Origin of the sequence: Dyella sp. AtDHG13, assembly GCF_003201105.1 — a bacterium.
In the GTDB taxonomy this organism is placed as follows: domain Bacteria; phylum Pseudomonadota; class Gammaproteobacteria; order Xanthomonadales; family Rhodanobacteraceae; genus Dyella; species Dyella jiangningensis_B.
In genome coordinates, this window is record NZ_QICJ01000022.1 from 1 (window position 1) to 17,303 (window position 17,303).

The following is a 17,303-nucleotide window of genomic DNA, read 5'->3' on the forward strand; positions in this document are numbered from 1 at the left end:
GATGGTAGTGTGAATCCTCATGCAAGAGTAGGTCACCGCCAGGGGCTTTATCCCTCAAACGCCTTCCCTCCAGGGAAGGCGTTTGTCTTTGCGCGAATGAAAAATATTCGCTGAGCCATCCGCGCTCGGCCACTCATGCGTACGATCATCGCGGTGAGTTACGCCCGAGTAGCGCCAGGCATCCATGCCGAAACCAATGACGAAATAAACGCCGGAACCCTGCTCCATATCCGTCGACGCAAGAATTTGCGATCATTCTTGATCCCCATCCTGATGACGTGATGTGTATGACGACTCCCCCAAAGAGCCGCCCTGGTCCGCTTCCCTACCTGATCTTTTCTTCCCGTTGGCTGCAGCTGCCGTTGTACCTCGGCCTGATCGTCGCTCAGGCGATTTACGTCGTGCAGTTCCTTAGGGAGCTCTGGCACCTGGTCGACGCCACGCTATTCGGGCACATCGCTCCAGGCACATCGGCGGACAGCGCTGAAACCACCATCATGCTGACGGTGCTTGGCCTGATCGACGTGGTGATGATCTCCAACCTGCTGGTGATGGTGATCGTCGGTGGATATGAAACCTTTGTGTCCCGGCTGAAACTGGAAGGCCATCCCGACCAGCCGGAATGGCTGTCGCACGTGAATGCCACGGTGCTCAAGGTCAAGCTGGCGATGGCCATCATCGGCATTTCGTCGATCCACCTGCTTGCGACCTTCATCAAGGCCGCTTCGCTCGATGCCGAAACGATCAAGTGGCAGGTGTTGTTGCATCTGGCGTTCGTGGTGTCGGCGCTCGCCCTGGCCTTTATCGACCGCATCATGCAGCCCGCAGGCAAACAGGCGGCGCACTGACGTGGACATGGCCCCGCGCACGCAGGGGCGATGTTGCTACGCTTGGCGCCTGGTCCGACAGCGCGGGAGAGTAGGGCGTGAAGCAGCGTTATATCCTGGCCCTGGATCAGGGAACGACCAGTTCCCGCGCCATTCTTTTCGACCACTCCGGTTCAGTGGTTGGCGTGGCGCAGCGCGAATTCGCGCAGATCTTTCCCCAGCCGGGCTGGGTCGAGCACAACCCGCGCGAGATCCTTACCAGCGTCCTCGTGACGGTGACCGAGCTGCTTGCCAATACGCAGGTGGATCTCTCCGACATCGCGGCGATCGGCATCACCAACCAGCGCGAAACCACGGTGGTATGGGATCGCGCCACGGGGCAGCCCATCCACAACGCCATCGTCTGGCAGTCGCGCCAGAGCATGGACATATGCGAGCAGTTGCGTCGCGACGGCCATGAGCCACTGGTCCGCGAGCGTACCGGGCTGTTGATCGATGCCTACTTCTCGGCGACCAAGCTGCGCTGGATTCTCGATCATGTCGAAGGCGCGCAGGCGCGCGCCGAGCGCGGCGAACTGCTGTTCGGCACGATCGACAGCTGGGTCACCTGGAACCTCAGCGGTGGCGCAGCTCATGTGACCGACGTGAGCAACGCGGCGCGCACCTTGCTCTACGACATTCATCGTCGGTGTTGGGACGACGACCTGCTTGGCATGCTGAACATTCCGCGCGCGATGCTGCCGGAAGTGCGTTCCAACAGCGAAATCTACGCCCATACCGCGCCCACGCAATTCTTCGGCGCGAGCGTGCCGATTGCCGGCATGGCGGGTGACCAGCAGGCGGCGTTGTTCGGCCAGGCCTGTTTCGCTTCCGGCATGGCCAAGAACACGTACGGCACGGGCTGCTTCATGCTGATGAATACGGGTGAGCAGGCGGTTCCCTCACGGCATGGGTTGCTGACGACCATCGCCTGGCAGCTCGGGGACCGCGTGGACTACGCGCTGGAAGGCAGCATCTTTGTCGCCGGTTCCGTGATCCAGTGGTTGCGTGACGGCCTGCGGATGCTGGGCAAGGCATCGGATTCACAGGCCTATGCCGAGCGTGTCGCTTCCAGCGAGGGCGTCTACATGGTGCCGGCTTTTGTCGGGCTGGGCGCGCCGTACTGGCGCAGCGATGTACGCGGTGCGGTCTTTGGCTTGAGCCGAGGTACCAGCAAGGAGCACTTCGTGCGCGCGGCACTCGAATCGATGGCCTACCAGTCGCGCGATGTGCTGACAGCGATGGAAGCGGACGCGGATATCGCCTTGAAGGAACTGCGCGCGGATGGCGGCGCCATCGCCAACGATTTCATGGCGCAATTCCAGAGCGACATGCTCGGCGTGCCCGTCCTGCGTCCGCGCGTGCAGGAAACCACGGCGCTGGGCGCCGCCTATCTGGCGGGCTTGGCGGTCGGCTTCTGGGAAAGCTGCGAACAGATCGCCAGCCTGTGGCAGGTGGATCGTCGATTCACCCCGATCATGCGCGAGACGGAGCGGGATCGGCTCTATCGGGGATGGCAGGATGCCGTGCAGGCCACGATGGGATTTCGCGTCGGCTGAAACGAACAAGGCCTCCGCGCGGGAGGCCTTGTGGAGTCGATCATGCTCGAAGATTAGCCGTATGGACGGCTATCTTCAGTCGATCGAGTAGCCGAACTGTTCCTTGAATTCGGCCGAAAACTGCGCGTAATCGAAGCGCTGGTTCTGCGTGCCCGGGTGTTCCACCTTCAGCGCGCCCATCAGCGATGCCATGCGGCCCACGGTCGGCCAGTCCTTGCCCTTCATGATGCCGAAGATCAGGCCGGCGCGGTACGCATCGCCACAGCCGGTGGGATCCACCACCTGACGCTCGCGCGCCGGCGGAATCTCGTGGATGGTGCCGTCGGTGTGGATCAGCGAACCACGCGGGCCCAGCGTGACGATGTAGGCCTTCACGCGCGAGGCGATTTCTTCCGCGCTCCAGCCCGTGCGCTGCTGCAGCAGCTGCGACTCGTAGTCGTTGACGATGACGTAGGTGGCCTTCTCGATCATCGAGCGGAACTCGGCGCCGTCGAACAGCGGCATCGCCTGGCCCGGGTCGAAGATGAAGGGCACGCCGCGCGCGGCGAACTCGTCGACGTGCTGCAGCATCGCTTCGCGGCTGTCCGGCGCCACGATGGCGAACGTGGTGTCCGGGATGTCGCGCACGTGGTTGGTGTGCGCGCTGAGCATGGCGCCCGGGTGGAAGGCCGTGATCTGGTTGTTGTCCAGGTCGGTGGTGATGAAGCACTGCGGCGTGAACTGGTCGTCGAACACGCGCACGTGGTCGAGGCGGATGCCGCACTTCTCCATGTGCGCCTGATAGGGGCCGAAATCCTGGCCCACCGTCGCCACCGGCACCGGGTCGGCGCCGAGCAGCTTGAGGTTATAGGCAATGTTGCCGGCGCAGCCGCCGAACTCGCGACGCATCCGCGGAACCAGGAACGACACGTTCAGGATGTGGACCTGATCCGGAAGGATGTGATTCTTGAACTGGTCCTGGAACACCATGATGGTGTCGTAGGCGAGCGATCCGCAGATGACGGCAGACATGGTGCGAGGATATTCCCTGGCAGATGGATGGCGGTCCGGGCGGCGCATGCGCCGGCCTGGCTCAAAGTTCCAGATCATACCGGGAACCGGGCCTGATCGCGACTTTCTTGCGAATTCTCTGATATGGCGGGCAGCCGTAAAAACCGTCTATCACAGCGTAAAACAAAGGCTTTCTTAACGAGATTGTCCTTGCGATCCGGGGGTTTGCTGACTAGACTGGCGCGCTTACTTTTTAGCCAGAGCCGGCGCGCGGCGGACCCATGTTCAAGAAGTTTCGCGGATTTTTCTCCAACGACATTTCGATCGACCTCGGCACGGCCAACACCCTTATCTACGTACGGGGTCAGGGCATCGTCCTGAACGAACCGTCGGTGGTGGCCATCCGCCAGGACCGCGGCCCGGGTGGCCCGCGTGCCGTGGCTGCCGTGGGCAGCGATGCGAAGAAGATGCTGGGCCGCACGCCGGGCAACATCGCCACCGTGCGCCCGATGAAGGATGGCGTGATCGCCAACTTCTCCATGACCGAGGCGATGCTGCAGCACTTCATCAAGCAGGTGCACAAGTCGCGCATGCTGCGTCCCAGTCCGCGCGTGCTGGTGTGCGTGCCCTGCGGCTCCACCCAGGTGGAGCGCCGTGCCATCAAGGAGTCGGCCGAGGGCGCCGGCGCCCGTGACGTGTTCCTGATCGAAGAGCCCATGGCCGCCGCCATCGGCGCCGGCATTCCGGTGCACGAGGCTCGCGGCTCCATGGTGCTGGACATCGGCGGCGGCACCTCCGAAGTGGCGGTGATCTCGCTCAACGGCATCGTCTATTCGCAGTCCGTCCGCGTGGGCGGCGACCGTTTCGACGAGGCCATCATCAACTACGTGCGCCGCAACCACGGCACGCTGATCGGCGAATCCACCGCCGAGCGCATCAAGCTGGAAATCGGCTGCGCGTTCCCGCAGACGGACGTCAAGGAGATCGAGATCTCCGGCCGCAACCTGGCCGAAGGCGTGCCGCGCATGTTCACCATCAACTCCAACGAGGTGCTGGAAGCGCTGCACGAGCCGCTGTCGGGCATCGTCGCCGCGGTGAAGTCCGCCCTCGAGCAGACCCCGCCGGAACTGTGCTCCGACGTCGCCGAGCGCGGCATCGTGCTCACCGGCGGCGGCGCCCTGCTGCGCGACCTGGATCGCCTGATCTCCGAGGAAACCGGCCTGCACGTGCAGGTGGCCGACGAGCCGCTGACCTGCGTGGCCCGTGGCGGCGGCAAGGCGCTGGAGCTGATCGATCAGCACGGCAGCGACTTCTTCGCTCCCGAGTAATTCCAGCGACAGGGGTTAGGCCATGGCGCTCGCGCGCGAGGAATCCTCGCCCCTGTTTGCCGGCACCGTTGCCGGCACGCTCAGGCTCATTCTCTATCTCGCGCTGGCCATGGTGCTGATGGTGCTGGACCACCGGAACGGCTGGATCTGGCGCCTGCGCTACACCACGGCCGTGCTGGTGGAGCCGGTGTACCGGCTTGCCAGCCTGCCGGCGGCGGGCATGCGCTCCCTCAGCGTGGCCTTTTCCGACCGCAAGATGCTCACCGAGCAGAACCAGCGCCTGCGCGAAGACCTGCTGCTGGCCAACGCCAAGCTCAACCGCATGGCGGCCGTGGCCGAGCAGAACCAGCGCCTGAAAGAGCTGCTGGATACGCAGCACAGCCTCGACCTCAACGTGCAGCTGGCCCGCGTGATCGACGTGGACCTCGGCGCTGCCCGCCGCCGCATGCTGGTCAACCTCGGCTCCCATGATGGCGTGAAGTCCGGCCAGGTGGTGATCGACGCCCATGGCGTGATGGGGCAGGTGGTGGAGGTGATGCCGCGCACGTCGCTGGTCATGCTGGTGACCGATCCCGATCATGCCATTCCGGTGGTGGTCGAGCGCACCGGCCTGCGCACGGTGGCCTACGGCACGCGCGAAGGCGACCTGCTGAGCCTGCCGAACATCTCCATGGCGGCGGACGTGCACCCCGGCGACAAGTTGCTCACCTCCGGCCTGGGCGGCCGTTTCCCGCCGGGCTTCCCCGTGGGCGAGATCCAGAGCGTGGAGCCGGCGGCATCGGGCATGTTCCTCGAAGGGCGTGCACGGCCCGCGGCCGACCTGGACCGCAGCGACAACGTGCTGCTGCTGCATGACCTTGCCGAACCGGTGGGGCCGCCGGAGCCTGCCGAGCAGGCGGGGCCGCCGGCCGACCTGGCTCCGCCGCCGCCCTCGGCGGCCAGCGTCGCGCCGCCGCCGAGGGCGAGCGCAGGCCCGTCCACTCCGGCGGCGGCCACGACCACGAACCCGGCGGCACAGCCATGAGCAAACCTCGCGTCAGCCTGCTTTGGTTCGTGGGCACGCTGGTGTTCAGCGTGCTGTCCATGCTGATTCCGCTGCCGGCGCCGTTGCAGCCGTTCAAGCCCTACTGGCCGGCGCTGTTCCTGTTGTACTGGTCGCTGGAGTCGGGCGATCGCGTCACGCTGGGCCTGGCCTTTATCGTGGGCCTGTGCGCGGACCTGCTCGACGGCGTGCTGCTGGGCGAACAGGCCATGCGCCTTTGCGCCATGGTGTTCATCGCCCTGCGCTTCCGCTCGCGCCTGCGCTTCTTCCCCATGTGGCAGCAGACCTTGGCGGTGCTCGCCCTGTTGTTGAACGACCGCGTGCTGCTGCTGATCGTGCGCACCTTCGCGGGCGACTCCCTGCCGCCGGCGACGTGGTGGATCTCGCCCTTCGTCGGCGCCGCGCTCTGGCCGTTCCTGTTCCTGCTCATGGACGACCTGCGCATGCGCCTGCGCATCCAGTAACGCCATGGCCCTGCGGCGACGCTCCATCAAGGACACGCGTGGCGAAGCCACGCTGTTCCGCGTGCGCGCGCTGGTGGGTTTCGCCCTCATCCTGATGGGGCTGGGCGTGCTGGTGGCGCGCTATCAGTACCTGCAGGTACAGCGCCACGACGAGTTCGCGCTGCGCTCGGAAAACAACCGAGTGAAACCGCGCGCCATTCCGCCAGCGCGCGGCCTTATCTACGACCGCAACGGCGTGTTGCTGGCTGACAACGTGCCTGCCTTCCGCCTGGAAGTGGTGCCCGAGCAGGTCAAGGACATGCCGGCCATGCTGGCAGCCATCCGCGAAGTGGTGCCGCTGGACGACGGCGACATCGAGGCCTTCAAGAAGCAGCTCAAGCAGAACCGGCGCTTCGACAGCGTGCCGCTGAAGTTGCACCTTACCGAGGACGAAATCGACCGCTTCGCCATCAACCGCTGGCGTTTCCCCGGCATGGACGTGGTGCCCTACCTCACCCGCCGCTATCCCTACGGTCCCCTGTTCGCGCACGTGGTGGGTTACGTCAGCCGCATCGATGCGGACGACATGACGCGGCTGGACGCCGACCGGTACAAGGGCACCAGCCACGTGGGCCGCAGCGGCCTGGAGCGCTCCTACGAGGACATGCTGCATGGCGAGCCGGGCTACGAGCTGGTCGAGGTGAACGCCGACGGCCGCGTGCAGCGCGTGCTGGAAACCCATGCGCCCACGCCGGGCAAGAACCTCTACCTGAGCATCGACGTGCGCGTGCAGAAGGCCGCGACCGATGCCTTCCAGGGGCGCCCCGGCTCGGCCGTGGCCATCGATCCGCGCAATGGGCAGGTGCTGGCCATGGTCAGCGTGCCGAGCTTCGACCCCAACCTGTTCGTCAATGGCATCAGCAAGGCGGACTACGCGGCGTACACCACGGCCGAAGACAAGCCGCTGCTCAACCGTGCGCTCAAGAGCGCTTATCCGCCGGGCTCGACAGTGAAGCCGTTCCTTGCGTTGGGTGGCCTGGAACTGGGCATCCGCCGGCCCGAGGACACGGTGCTGTCGACGGGCGAGTTCTGCATACCGGGGCAACAGCGTTGCTATCGCGACGATACGCGTGGCGGCGATGGCACGGTCAACATGGTTCGAGCCATCGAGAAATCGACGAACACGTACTTCTACAAGCTCGCGCTGGATATGGGTATCGACCGGCTGAGTTCGTGGATGGGCAGCCTGGGCTTTGGCAAGAAGACGGGCATCGATCTCTTGGGCGAGGCCGAGGGCATCTTGCCTTCGCGCGAATGGAAGGCCACGCGCAGCAAATACCCGTGGTTCCAGGGCGAAACCGTGATCGCGGGCATTGGCCAGGGCTACTGGAATGTCACCGCGCTGCAGCTTGCGCACGTCACCGCCACCTTCGCTGGCCGCGGCACGCCTTATGCGCCGCGACTGGTCATGGCGACCCAGGAAGTGAAGCAGCGCCCGGTGCCTCTGGCCAATCCGCCGTCGGGACCTTCGCTGATTCGCAAGCCGCACGACTGGGACGTGGTGAATCAGGGCATGGAGGCCGTCGTGACAGGCGGTACCGCCAAGGGCCAGTTCACCGGTTTTCCGTACGTGGTGGCCGGCAAGAGCGGCACGGCGGAGCGTTTCTCCCGTCGCAGCAACGAATACGACACCAACAAGAACCTCGCCTACCTGGCTACACGTCACCGCGCCTGGTTCATTGGCTATACGCCGGTGGAAGAGCCGCGCATCGCGGTGGTGGCGATGCTGGAGTCGGGCGCCTGGGGCGCGTCGGATGCGGGTCCCATCGTGCGCAAGGTGATGGAAGCGTGGCTGGCGTCGACCGGTGGCCCCGTGCCGCCAAAGAACATCGAGGGTGCACCGGCATCGTCGTCCAGTGTTCCGGAAGAACCCGAGGACACCCCCGTCGCTTCGCCCGCCGACATGTCGGTCATGCCCTCGGTTCCCGCTGATAGCTCCACCGGCACACAGTCCGACGACGGAGGCAACCCGTGATCGACGAGCTCCAGGAGCGACTGGTGCAGCTGCTGCGCCGCATGGCGAAGCGGCCGCGCATCGACATTCCGCTCGCCCTCGGCCTGATCACCCTTGCCGGCGTGGGCCTGGCGACGCTGTACAGCGCCAGTGGCGGCAATATGGCGATGATAGCCGGGCAGGCCACGCGCTTCGTCATGGGCGGCATGCTGGTGCTGCTTATTTCGCGCATCCCGCCGCAGACCCTGCGTGCGTGGACGCCATGGCTGTATGCGGCCAGCATTTTTCTGCTGCTGGTGGTCGCCGCCATCGGCGAGGTGCGCAGCGGTTCCAAGCGCTGGTTGAACCTGGGCGTGATGTCGTTCCAGCCGTCGGAGCTGCTCAAGCTCACCATGCCGATGATGGTCGCGTGGTATCTCCATCCACGGCAGCTGCCGCCGAGCTGGAAGGACATCATCGCGGTCGGCATCCTCATCGGCATTCCGGCCGGCCTGATCGCCGAACAGCCTGACCTTGGCACGGCCTTGCTGGTGTCGGCGGCCGGTGCGTTCGCGCTGTTCCTCTCGGGCATGCGCTGGTGGAAGATCGGCAGCCTGCTGGGCGCGGTGGCCGCCATGGTTCCGGTGGCTTGGCATTTCCTGCACGAGTACCAGCGCAACCGCGTGCGCACGCTGCTCGATCCGGAATCGGACCCGCTGGGCAACGGCTGGCACATCATCCAGTCGCAGATCGCGGTGGGCTCCGGCGGCCTGTTCGGCAAGGGCTGGCAGCACGGCACGCAGTCGCGCCTGGACTTTCTGCCGGAGCACACCACCGACTTCATCTTCGCCGTGTTTTCCGAAGAATTCGGCCTGGTCGGCGTGATCGGCCTGATGCTGCTCTACGCCTTCATCATCGGGCGCTGCCTGTGGATCGCGATGGAAGCGCGCGACACCTATTCGCGCCTGCTGGCCGGCGCCATCGGCATGAGCTTCTTCGTGTACGTGTTCGTCAACGGCGGCATGGTCGCGGGCATGCTGCCAGTGGTGGGCGTGCCCATGCCGCTGATCAGCTACGGCGGCACCTCGGCGGTGTCCCTGCTCACCGGCTTCGGCGTGCTGATGTCGATCTATGCCAACCGGAAGATCCACAAGTAACTAGCCCCGCCTGGCGCGCGTCCAGGCGCAAATCGCAGGCAAAAGCCCCTGTTTTTGCTCGTTCGCATGCTAGGCTAGCTGCGTAGCCGTTCCGACAGTGAAGTCATTCATGCCCTCGATTCCCGCGTCGCTCCCGACTCGTCGCCTCGTCGCCAGCCTGGGCCTTCTTTTCGCCACGGCATGCATGCCGGCCCTCGCGGAAACCCATCCTGGACAGGACAAGCTGGTCAGCGAAGTGGCGCGCGACACGGGCAAGAGCACGGCCTCGCTGAATGCCGTGCTCGATGGCGCGAAAAAGCAGCAGAGCATCCTCGATGCGATCAGCCGGCCCGCCGAGGCCAAGCCGTGGAAGGATTACCGGCCGATCTTCATCACGCCCCAGCGCATCAACGACGGCATCGCGTTCTACCGCCAGCACCGCACGCTGCTGGAAAGCATCGGCAAGCAGTACGGCGTGGCGCCGGAGTACATCGTGGCCATCGTCGGCGTGGAAACCTCGTACGGCAAGGTCACCGGCAAGTACAAGGTGCTCGATGCGCTGGTGACGCTGGGCCTGTATTACCCGCCGCGCGCCACGTTCTTCCGCGACCAGCTCAAGACCTTGCTGGAGCTTCCGGACAACCACCTCGCCGGCCCGGTCGACACGCTCACCGGTTCGTACGCGGGCGCGCAGGGCTGGGGCCAGTTCATGCCTTCCAGCATCCGCGACTTTGGCGTGGATGCCGACGGTGATGGCCACATCGATCTGAAGAACTCGCTGCCGGACATCTTCGCCAGCGTCGCCAACTATTTCGCCAAGCACGGCTGGCAGACGGGCGGCCCGGTGGCCGCGCCGGCGCGGGCCGATGGCGCGGCGCGACCCATCACCGTCAAGGATTCCAAGCCGCAATGGCCGGTGGAGCAGCTCGAGGCCTGGGGCTACGCGCCCGTGCAGTCGCTCAATCCCGCGCAGCCGGCCAGCCTGCAGTCGCTGCAGGGGCCGGACGGCACGGAGTACTGGATCACCTTCCAGAATTTCTACGTGATCACCACCTACAACCGCAGTCCGCTGTATGCGCTGGCCGTGCACCAGCTGGCGCAGGCGATCGCGGAAGGGGCCAACGGGATGGATGCCACGCAATGAGGTGGCGGCTCGCGCTGCCACTCCTGCTGATGGCGCTGCTGGCCGGTTGCAGCAGCGGCGGCAAGCCCCGTCCCTCCGCCTCGGGCCCGGGTGCTTCCGCGCCTGCTTCGCGCGGCGGTTCGAAGTGGTCCAACACCAACGGCGGTTCGTCGTCGCGCGGCGGCATCAACGACGACCTCAGCCGACCGCAGAGTAGCCGCTATCGCGATGACGCCGACAGCGTGCCCGATGGCCCGCCGCCGGAGATCATCGCCAAGCTGCCCGAGCCCGTGCCGAAAGTGGAGCCGCGCGCGCTGTACGGCAACAAGTCGCCGTATACCGTGCTGGGCCAGACCTACAACGTGCTGGCCTCGCCTAACGGCTACGTGGAGCGCGGCATCGCCTCGTTCTACGGCAACAAGTTCCACGGGTATAAGACGTCGAGTCTCGAGGACTACGACATGTACCAGTTCACCGCCGCGCACAAGACGCTGCCCATTCCCAGCTATGCGCGCGTGACCAACCTGGAAAACGGCAAGAGCGTGATAGTGCGCATCAACGATCGCGGCCCGTTCCACGAGAACCGCGTGATCGACCTGTCCTACGCCGCCGCCGTGCGCATTGGCGTGTGGCCCAAGGGCACGGGCCTGGTGGAAGTGCGCGCCATCGATCCCGCGCAGCCGCTTGCCGCGCAAACCCTGCCGCCGCCACCGCCTCCGCCCAAACCCGCCAGCCCGGGGCCAGGTATTTACCTGCAGGTGGGTGCATTCTCCGACGTCACCAACGCCGAGCGGGTGGCGCAACAACTGCGAGCCGCCAATTTTGCGCCGGTACAGGTGGTGAATGCGCAAATCAACGGCCGCACGATCCAGCGCGTGCGCGTGGGGCCGCTCGCGGGCGTCGACCAGGCCGACGATGTCACCTCGCGCATCGAGAATATGGGGCTGCCCCGGCCGCAGGTCGCGGTAGACTGATGCATTGAAATTTTGCGGCGTCCCGGCGCCGCGATAGCCATTGGACCGAACCGAACGATGAACCTGATCCGCCGTACCCTTTCCTCGCTTGCCGTCGCCGCCCTGGTCGTCGGCACGGCCGTTGCCCAGCAGACTCCGCCCAAGCCCGCGCCCGTGCCGCGCCCGGTCACGCCCGAGGCGCCGGTGCCGCCGCCGCCGGACGTGGACGGCAAGAGCTGGGTGCTGATGGATTACGCCACTGGCCAGGTGCTGGCATCCAAGGATCCGGACCTGCGCGTGGAGCCGGCCTCGATCACCAAGGTGATGACCGACTACGTCGTGTCCGCCGAGATCGCCAACGGCAAGATCCACATGACCGATCCGGTCACCATCAGCGAGAACGCCTGGCGCAGCGGCGGCGCGGCCACCGACGGCTCCACCAGCTTCCTCAAGCTCAACAGCCAGGTGCCGCTGAAGGATCTGCTGTACGGCATGATCATCCAGTCGGGCAACGACGCCGCCATCGCGCTGGCCGAGCACACCGCCGGTTCCGAGTCCGCGTTCGCCAACCTGATGAACGCCTATGCCAAGCAGATTGGCATGACCAACTCGAACTTCGAGAACGCCTCGGGCTACCCGATCGCCAACCACTACTCGACGGCGCGCGACATCGCCATCCTTTCGCGCGCGCTGATCCACGACTTCCCCGAGGACTATGCGATCTCGGCGGTCAAGGACTTCGAGTGGAACGGCATCAAGCAGCACAACCGCAACCTGCTGCTGTGGCGCGACAACATCGTGGACGGCATCAAGACAGGCCACACCGCCGCCGCCGGCTACTGCCTGGCCGCCTCGGCCAAGCAGGGCGACTCGCGCATGATCGCCATCGTCATGGGCGCCTCCAACGAGAAGGCCCGTGCCGACGCTGCGCTGGCGTTGATGAACTACGGTTTCCGCTTCTATGAGACGCACAAGCTGTATGACAGCGACAAGCCGCTGGCGACGCCCAAGCTGTGGAAGGGCCAGTCCAACCAGCTGCCGCTGGGCGTGGCCGACAACGTGCTGGTGACCGTCAAGCGCGGCGACTACGACAAGCTCAAGGCGACGCTGGACATTCCGGCCACGCTGGTCGCACCGTTCACCAAGGGCCAGCAGGTGGGTACGCTGCGCCTGACGCTGGACGGCCAGCCGGTGCAGAACGTGCCGCTGATTGCGCTTGCCGACGCGCCGCAGGCCGGCTTCTTCGGCCGCCTGTGGGACAGCATCATGCTGTGGTTCCACAGCGACAAGAAACCCGACGAGACCAAGTGACGAGGTGACGTGATGCGCGATATCGAAAGCATCGAGGCCCAGAAAGAGGGCCAGGGTTTCCAGTTTCCCGGCGAGTTCGAGATCACCGCCATGGGCAATGCCAGCGCGGACCTGAAGAGCCGCGTGCCGCAGATCCTGGAAGGCATCGGCCTGCACGTGCTGCATGAGACGGTGTCGCACCGCCACTCGCGCGAGGGCAACTTCATCTCGGTGACGGTGAGTTTCCGCGCCGAGACACGCGAGCAGTACGACCAGGCGCACACCTCGCTGCGCGCCGATCCGGACATCCGCTACACCCTGTAAGACCCCAGGCGCCCGGCGCCGGCGGGCCTCCGCGCCCGCCCGGCCACGATGGCTTCCCGCCCTTGCAAGGGCGGTCTCACGGCCACAGATCATCGGTTCAATCCCCAGGCCATTCCCCATGTCCCTGCCGCTCAAAGTCCGTCGTCTCGGTCGCCAGCCCTACGAGGCGACCTGGGAGGCGATGAGCCAGTTCACCAACAACCGTGGGCCCGATACGCCCGACGAGCTCTGGCTGCTCGAACACGACCCCGTCTTCACCCTGGGCCAGGCCGGCAAGACCGAGCACGTGCTGGCGCCGGGCGACATCCCCGTCATCCACGTGGACCGCGGCGGCCAGGTCACCTACCACGGCCCCGGCCAGATCGTGGGCTACCCGATGATCGACCTGCGCCGGGCCGGCGTGGGCGTGCGCGAGCTGGTCCACAAGATCGAGCAGGCCATCATCGACACCCTGGGCCACTGGAACATCGGCGCGGACCGCCTGGAGGGCGCCCCGGGCGTCTACGTGGCGGGGGCGAAGGTGGCGGCGCTGGGCCTGCGCGTGCGGCGCGGCTGCAGCTTCCACGGGCTGGCCTTCAACGTGGACATGGACCTGGAGCCGTACCACCGCATCAACCCCTGTGGCTACAAGGGTTTGGCGGTCACGCAGGTGCTAGACTTGGGCGGTCCGTCGCGCCTGTCGGACGTCGAGGACGCCCTGGTGGAGGAGTTCTGCCGCCAGTTCGGTTTCGTCGCCGAGGCCGCGCCCCCCATCCTCCCTGAACTACCCGCTCGCGTAGCGGTCTGAGTCTGTCTACATGAGCGAAATCTCCACCTCCAAGGCCATTCCGATCAGCGTCGTCGGCGCTCCCGTCGAGAAGCAGCTCGGCAACGACAAGATCGGGCTGAACCGCGCGGGCTTCGACACCAGCGTTCCCACGCTGCGCAAGCCCAGCTGGATCCGCGTGCGCCTGCCGCAGGGCAACGCCGTGCAGCAGTTGAAATCGCGCCTGCGCGAGAACTCGCTGGTCACGGTGTGCGAGGAAGCCTCCTGCCCGAACATCCACGAGTGCTTCAGCAAGGGCACCGCCACCTTCATGATCCTGGGCGAGGTGTGCACCCGCCGCTGCTCGTTCTGCGACGTGGCCCACGGCCGCCCGGCCGCGCCCGATCCGCTGGAGCCGGCGCGCCTGGCCGAAACCATCCGCGACATGCGCCTGAAGTACGTGGTGATCACCTCGGTGGACCGCGACGACCTGCGCGACGGCGGCGCCGAGCATTTCGCCGCGTGCATCCGCGCGACGCGCCACGCCAGCCCGGACATCAAGATCGAGATCCTCACGCCCGACTTCCGCGGCAAGGGCCGCATGGAGCGCGCGCTGGAAGTGCTCAAGGATTTCCCGCCGGACGTGTTCAACCACAACCTGGAAACCGTGCCGCACCTCTACCGCGAAGTGCGCCCCGGCGCGGACTACCAGTGGTCGCTGGACCTGCTCAAGCGCTTCAAGGCGCAGCATCCGGACGTGCCGACCAAGTCCGGCATCATGCTGGGCCTGGGCGAGACCATGGAGCAGGTGCTGGAAACCATGCGCGACCTGCGCGCGCACGACGTGGACATGATCACCATCGGCCAGTACCTGCAGCCCACGCCGCATCACCATCCGGTGATCCGCTACTGGACCCCGGAAGAATTCGAATCCCTGCGCGAAGCCGGCGAAGCGATGGGTTTCCATCACGTCGCCTCCGGTCCGCTGGTGCGTTCGTCCTACCACGCCGACCTGCAGGCCCATGCCGCAGGCGTCACTGAGCACGCCTAACCGTACTGGCTAGTCATCGAGACTCTATGAAACTGCGCCCCTCGCTCGCCCTGTTGCTTGCCCTCGCCGTCACCGGCGTCGGTGTCCACGCGCAGTCCGCTGCAGACCTTGCCGGCGACAACGGGCCGCGCAAGTTCTCCACGCTGCCGCTCAAGCCCACCGTCACGCAGGCCCAGGCGGCGCAGCTGTCCGCGCGCTTCCTCACGCGTTTCCACTACGACGCCAAGCCGCTCGACGACGCCATGTCGCAGAAGATCTACAAGGCGTACCTGGACAGCCTGGACGGCGAGAAGGTGTTCTTCACCCAGGCCGACCTGGCCAAGTTCGCGCCGCTGAAGACGCAGATGGACGACGCCATCTGGAACCAGGACCTGTCCGGTCCGTTCTCGATGTTCAACCTGTACATCACGCGCGCCATCGAGCGCATGACCTATGCGCGCGGCCTGCTCAAGCAGGGCTTCGACTTCAACACGCAGGAAAGCTACAACTACGACCGCAAGAAGGCCGACTGGCCCAAGGACCAGGCCGAGCTCGACACCTTGTGGCGCGAGCGCACCATGAACGACTGGCTGCGCCTGAAGCTGGCCGGCAAGCCCGACGATGAAATCCGCAAGACGCTCGACAAGCGCTACGCCGGCTACATCGACCGCGTGAAGCAGCTCGACGGCGAGGACGCGTTCCAGTCCTTCATGAACTCCTACGCCGAATCCACCGACCCGCACACCGATTACCTCGGCCCCCGCGCGGCGGAGAACTTCGACATCTCCATGAAGCTCTCGCTGGAAGGCATCGGCGCCGTGCTGCAGGCACGCGACGAATACACCCAGATCCGCGAGATCGTGCCGGCCGGCCCGGCCGCCAAGTCGGGCAAGGTGCACGTGGGCGACCGCATCGTCGCCATCGGCGAAGGCACCAGCGGCCCGATGACCGACGTCATCGGCTGGCGCCTGGACGACGTGGTCAAGCACATCCGCGGCAAGAAGGACACCACCGTCCGCCTGGAAATCCTCCCGGCCGACGCGGGCGTGGACGGCAAGCACGAGATGATCTCGCTGGTTCGCCAGAAGGTGAGCATCGAGGAGCAGGCCGCCAAGAAGAAGGTCATCGAGATCAAGGACGCCGGCGTCACGCGCAAGATCGGCGTGATCGACCTGCCCAGCTTCTACTCCGACTTCGGCGCCCGCCGCGAAGGCGACAAGAACTTCAAGAGCGCTACGCGCGACGTGGCCAAGCTGCTCGGCGAACTGAAGGCCGAGGGCGTGGAAGGCGTGGTGATGGACCTGCGCAACAACGGCGGCGGCTCGCTGGCCGAAGCCAACGAACTCACCGGCCTGTTCATCGACCAGGGTCCGGTGGTGCAGGTGCGCGATGCACGCGGCGAAGTGCAGGTGCAGGGCGACGACGAGCCGGGCATGTCCTGGAGCGGCCCGATGGCCGTGCTGGTCAACCGCGGCTCCGCCTCCGCCTCGGAAATCTTCGCGGCCGCCATTCAGGATTACGGCCGCGGCCTGATCATCGGCCAGCCGACCTTCGGCAAGGGCACCGTGCAGAACCTGGTCGACCTGGACCGCTTCACGCGCAACAACAGCGAGAAGCCGCAGTTCGGCGAGCTGAAGATGACCATCCAGGAATTCTTCCGCATCAATGGCGGCTCCACCCAGTTGAAGGGCGTGACGCCGGACATCCAGTTCCCGAAGAACGGCGACGAGAAGGACTTCGGCGAGTCGACCTACGACAACGCGCTGCCGTGGACGCAGATCGCGCCGGCCGACTACAAGCCGGTCGCCGACCTCAAGGCCTACCTCGGCCAGCTGACCACCAAGCACGACGCCCGCACGGCCAAGTCGCCGGCGTGGAAGCTGATGCTCGATGAGCTGGCGCAGTACCGCAAGATGCGCGACAAGACCACCATCTCGCTCAACTTCGCCCAGCGCGAAACCGAGCGAAAGGAACTGGATGCCATCCAGGCCGACTTCCGCGCCCGCCACAAGGCCATCGACGGCAACACCGACACGGACGACACCGACACGCTGGACGACGGCCTCAACGCCAACGAGCGCAGCCTCAAGAGCGAGCTGAAGCAGGAGAAGGACGCCAAGAAGGCAGCCGACCCGCAGCTCGACGAAACCGCGCACATCCTGTTCGACGCCGTGGGCCTGATCAAGGGCGACGCCAAGCTGGCGGCGGAAGTGCTGCCCTATGGCGGCAAGTTCTCCAACATCGGCGCCACCACGGCCGCCGCCACGCCAGAGAAACCGCAGCAGCCCGTGGCCCACTGAGCCCGGTTCAGCGACAGGAAAAAAGGCGGCCACACGGCCGCCTTTTTTTCTGAATCACCGCGATGCCCCTCACTTCTCCCTCTCCCCCATGGGGTACGCGGGGAGCGGCCATGGATGGCCGCGGCTTTGAGGAGCGAGGAGAGGGCCGGGGTGAGGGGCCAATCTAGCCTCACCACATCAA

The 17,303-nt window shown here is 65.8% G+C and carries 15 protein-coding genes; 14 read left to right on the forward strand and 1 reads right to left on the reverse strand.

The annotated features are described in order from the left end of the window. Positions 1 to 287 precede the first annotated feature (287 nt). Entirely contained in the window at positions 288 to 848 is a 561-nt protein-coding gene (locus tag BDW41_RS22400; RefSeq protein ID WP_074547349.1) for a TIGR00645 family protein, read from the forward strand. Between the two features lie 77 nt (positions 849 to 925). Continuing rightward, on the forward strand, positions 926 to 2,425 hold the full coding sequence (glpK, locus tag BDW41_RS22405) for a glycerol kinase GlpK (RefSeq protein ID WP_074547350.1): 1,500 nt from the start codon (positions 926 to 928) through the stop codon (positions 2,423 to 2,425). A 75-nt stretch (positions 2,426 to 2,500) separates the two neighbouring features. Here the strand turns inward: glpK and BDW41_RS22410 are convergent, their stop codons facing one another. After that, positions 2,501 to 3,436 carry a carbohydrate kinase family protein gene (locus BDW41_RS22410; RefSeq protein WP_074547351.1) on the reverse strand — a complete coding sequence of 312 codons (936 nt, stop codon included), beginning with the start codon at positions 3,434 to 3,436 and terminating at the stop codon, positions 2,501 to 2,503. Between the two features lie 260 nt (positions 3,437 to 3,696). Here BDW41_RS22410 and BDW41_RS22415 point away from each other — a divergent pair, with 260 nt between their 5' ends. The 12 genes from BDW41_RS22415 to BDW41_RS22470 all read left to right on the forward strand — a co-directional run bounded on the left by BDW41_RS22415 (position 3,697) and on the right by BDW41_RS22470 (position 17,122). Continuing rightward, positions 3,697 to 4,743: a rod shape-determining protein gene (locus tag BDW41_RS22415; RefSeq protein WP_019463564.1), complete on the forward strand. Its 1,047-nt coding sequence runs from the start codon at positions 3,697 to 3,699 to the stop codon at positions 4,741 to 4,743. A 22-nt stretch (positions 4,744 to 4,765) separates the two neighbouring features. After that, a complete protein-coding gene (gene mreC / locus BDW41_RS22420) occupies positions 4,766 to 5,767 on the forward strand; it encodes a rod shape-determining protein MreC (RefSeq protein ID WP_074547352.1) in 1,002 nt (333 codons plus the stop codon). Next, positions 5,764 to 6,249, forward strand: a complete 486-nt coding sequence (gene mreD / locus BDW41_RS22425; RefSeq protein WP_074547353.1) for a rod shape-determining protein MreD — start codon at positions 5,764 to 5,766, stop codon at positions 6,247 to 6,249. Before mreC ends, mreD begins: the two co-directional genes overlap by 4 nt. A gap of 4 nt (positions 6,250 to 6,253) precedes the next feature. Further along, positions 6,254 to 8,263 (forward strand): penicillin-binding protein 2, encoded by a 2,010-nt coding sequence (mrdA, locus tag BDW41_RS22430; protein WP_074547354.1) that lies wholly within the window; start codon positions 6,254 to 6,256, stop codon positions 8,261 to 8,263. Next, positions 8,260 to 9,378: a rod shape-determining protein RodA gene (rodA, locus tag BDW41_RS22435; RefSeq protein ID WP_074547355.1), complete on the forward strand. Its 1,119-nt coding sequence runs from the start codon at positions 8,260 to 8,262 to the stop codon at positions 9,376 to 9,378. Before mrdA ends, rodA begins: the two co-directional genes overlap by 4 nt. A gap of 109 nt (positions 9,379 to 9,487) precedes the next feature. Next, positions 9,488 to 10,501, forward strand: a complete 1,014-nt coding sequence (mltB, locus tag BDW41_RS22440) for a lytic murein transglycosylase B (protein WP_074547356.1) — start codon at positions 9,488 to 9,490, stop codon at positions 10,499 to 10,501. Beyond that, positions 10,498 to 11,454 (forward strand): septal ring lytic transglycosylase RlpA family protein, encoded by a 957-nt coding sequence (locus BDW41_RS22445; RefSeq protein WP_074547357.1) that lies wholly within the window; start codon positions 10,498 to 10,500, stop codon positions 11,452 to 11,454. The genes mltB and BDW41_RS22445 overlap by 4 nt, the downstream gene beginning before the upstream one ends. Positions 11,455 to 11,511: 57 nt before the next feature. After that, positions 11,512 to 12,744: a D-alanyl-D-alanine carboxypeptidase family protein gene (locus tag BDW41_RS22450; protein ID WP_074547358.1), complete on the forward strand. Its 1,233-nt coding sequence runs from the start codon at positions 11,512 to 11,514 to the stop codon at positions 12,742 to 12,744. 12 nt (positions 12,745 to 12,756) lie between these two features. After that, positions 12,757 to 13,047 (forward strand): DUF493 family protein, encoded by a 291-nt coding sequence (locus tag BDW41_RS22455; RefSeq protein WP_074547359.1) that lies wholly within the window; start codon positions 12,757 to 12,759, stop codon positions 13,045 to 13,047. 118 nt (positions 13,048 to 13,165) lie between these two features. Beyond that, complete coding sequence (gene lipB / locus BDW41_RS22460) at positions 13,166 to 13,834, forward strand: lipoyl(octanoyl) transferase LipB (RefSeq protein WP_074547360.1); 669 nt, start codon at positions 13,166 to 13,168, stop codon at positions 13,832 to 13,834. A 10-nt stretch (positions 13,835 to 13,844) separates the two neighbouring features. Continuing rightward, on the forward strand, positions 13,845 to 14,843 hold the full coding sequence (lipA, locus tag BDW41_RS22465) for a lipoyl synthase (protein WP_074547361.1): 999 nt from the start codon (positions 13,845 to 13,847) through the stop codon (positions 14,841 to 14,843). Between the two features lie 26 nt (positions 14,844 to 14,869). Further along, a complete protein-coding gene (locus BDW41_RS22470; protein ID WP_074547362.1) occupies positions 14,870 to 17,122 on the forward strand; it encodes a carboxy terminal-processing peptidase in 2,253 nt (750 codons plus the stop codon). Positions 17,123 to 17,303 lie beyond the last annotated feature (181 nt).

Coding starts and splice junctions, on each gene's coding strand:
- BDW41_RS22400 (WP_074547349.1), top strand. CDS start 288: ATGACGACTCCCCCAAAGAGCCGCCCTGGTCCGCTTCCCTACCTGATC.
- BDW41_RS22410 (WP_074547351.1), bottom strand. CDS start 3,436: ATGTCTGCCGTCATCTGCGGATCGCTCGCCTACGACACCATCATGGTG.
- BDW41_RS22415 (WP_019463564.1), top strand. CDS start 3,697: ATGTTCAAGAAGTTTCGCGGATTTTTCTCCAACGACATTTCGATCGAC.
- mreC (WP_074547352.1), top strand. CDS start 4,766: ATGGCGCTCGCGCGCGAGGAATCCTCGCCCCTGTTTGCCGGCACCGTT.
- mreD (WP_074547353.1), top strand. CDS start 5,764: ATGAGCAAACCTCGCGTCAGCCTGCTTTGGTTCGTGGGCACGCTGGTG.
- mrdA (WP_074547354.1), top strand. CDS start 6,254: ATGGCCCTGCGGCGACGCTCCATCAAGGACACGCGTGGCGAAGCCACG.
- mltB (WP_074547356.1), top strand. CDS start 9,488: ATGCCCTCGATTCCCGCGTCGCTCCCGACTCGTCGCCTCGTCGCCAGC.
- BDW41_RS22445 (WP_074547357.1), top strand. CDS start 10,498: ATGAGGTGGCGGCTCGCGCTGCCACTCCTGCTGATGGCGCTGCTGGCC.
- BDW41_RS22450 (WP_074547358.1), top strand. CDS start 11,512: ATGAACCTGATCCGCCGTACCCTTTCCTCGCTTGCCGTCGCCGCCCTG.
- BDW41_RS22455 (WP_074547359.1), top strand. CDS start 12,757: ATGCGCGATATCGAAAGCATCGAGGCCCAGAAAGAGGGCCAGGGTTTC.
- lipB (WP_074547360.1), top strand. CDS start 13,166: ATGTCCCTGCCGCTCAAAGTCCGTCGTCTCGGTCGCCAGCCCTACGAG.
- lipA (WP_074547361.1), top strand. CDS start 13,845: ATGAGCGAAATCTCCACCTCCAAGGCCATTCCGATCAGCGTCGTCGGC.
- BDW41_RS22470 (WP_074547362.1), top strand. CDS start 14,870: ATGAAACTGCGCCCCTCGCTCGCCCTGTTGCTTGCCCTCGCCGTCACC.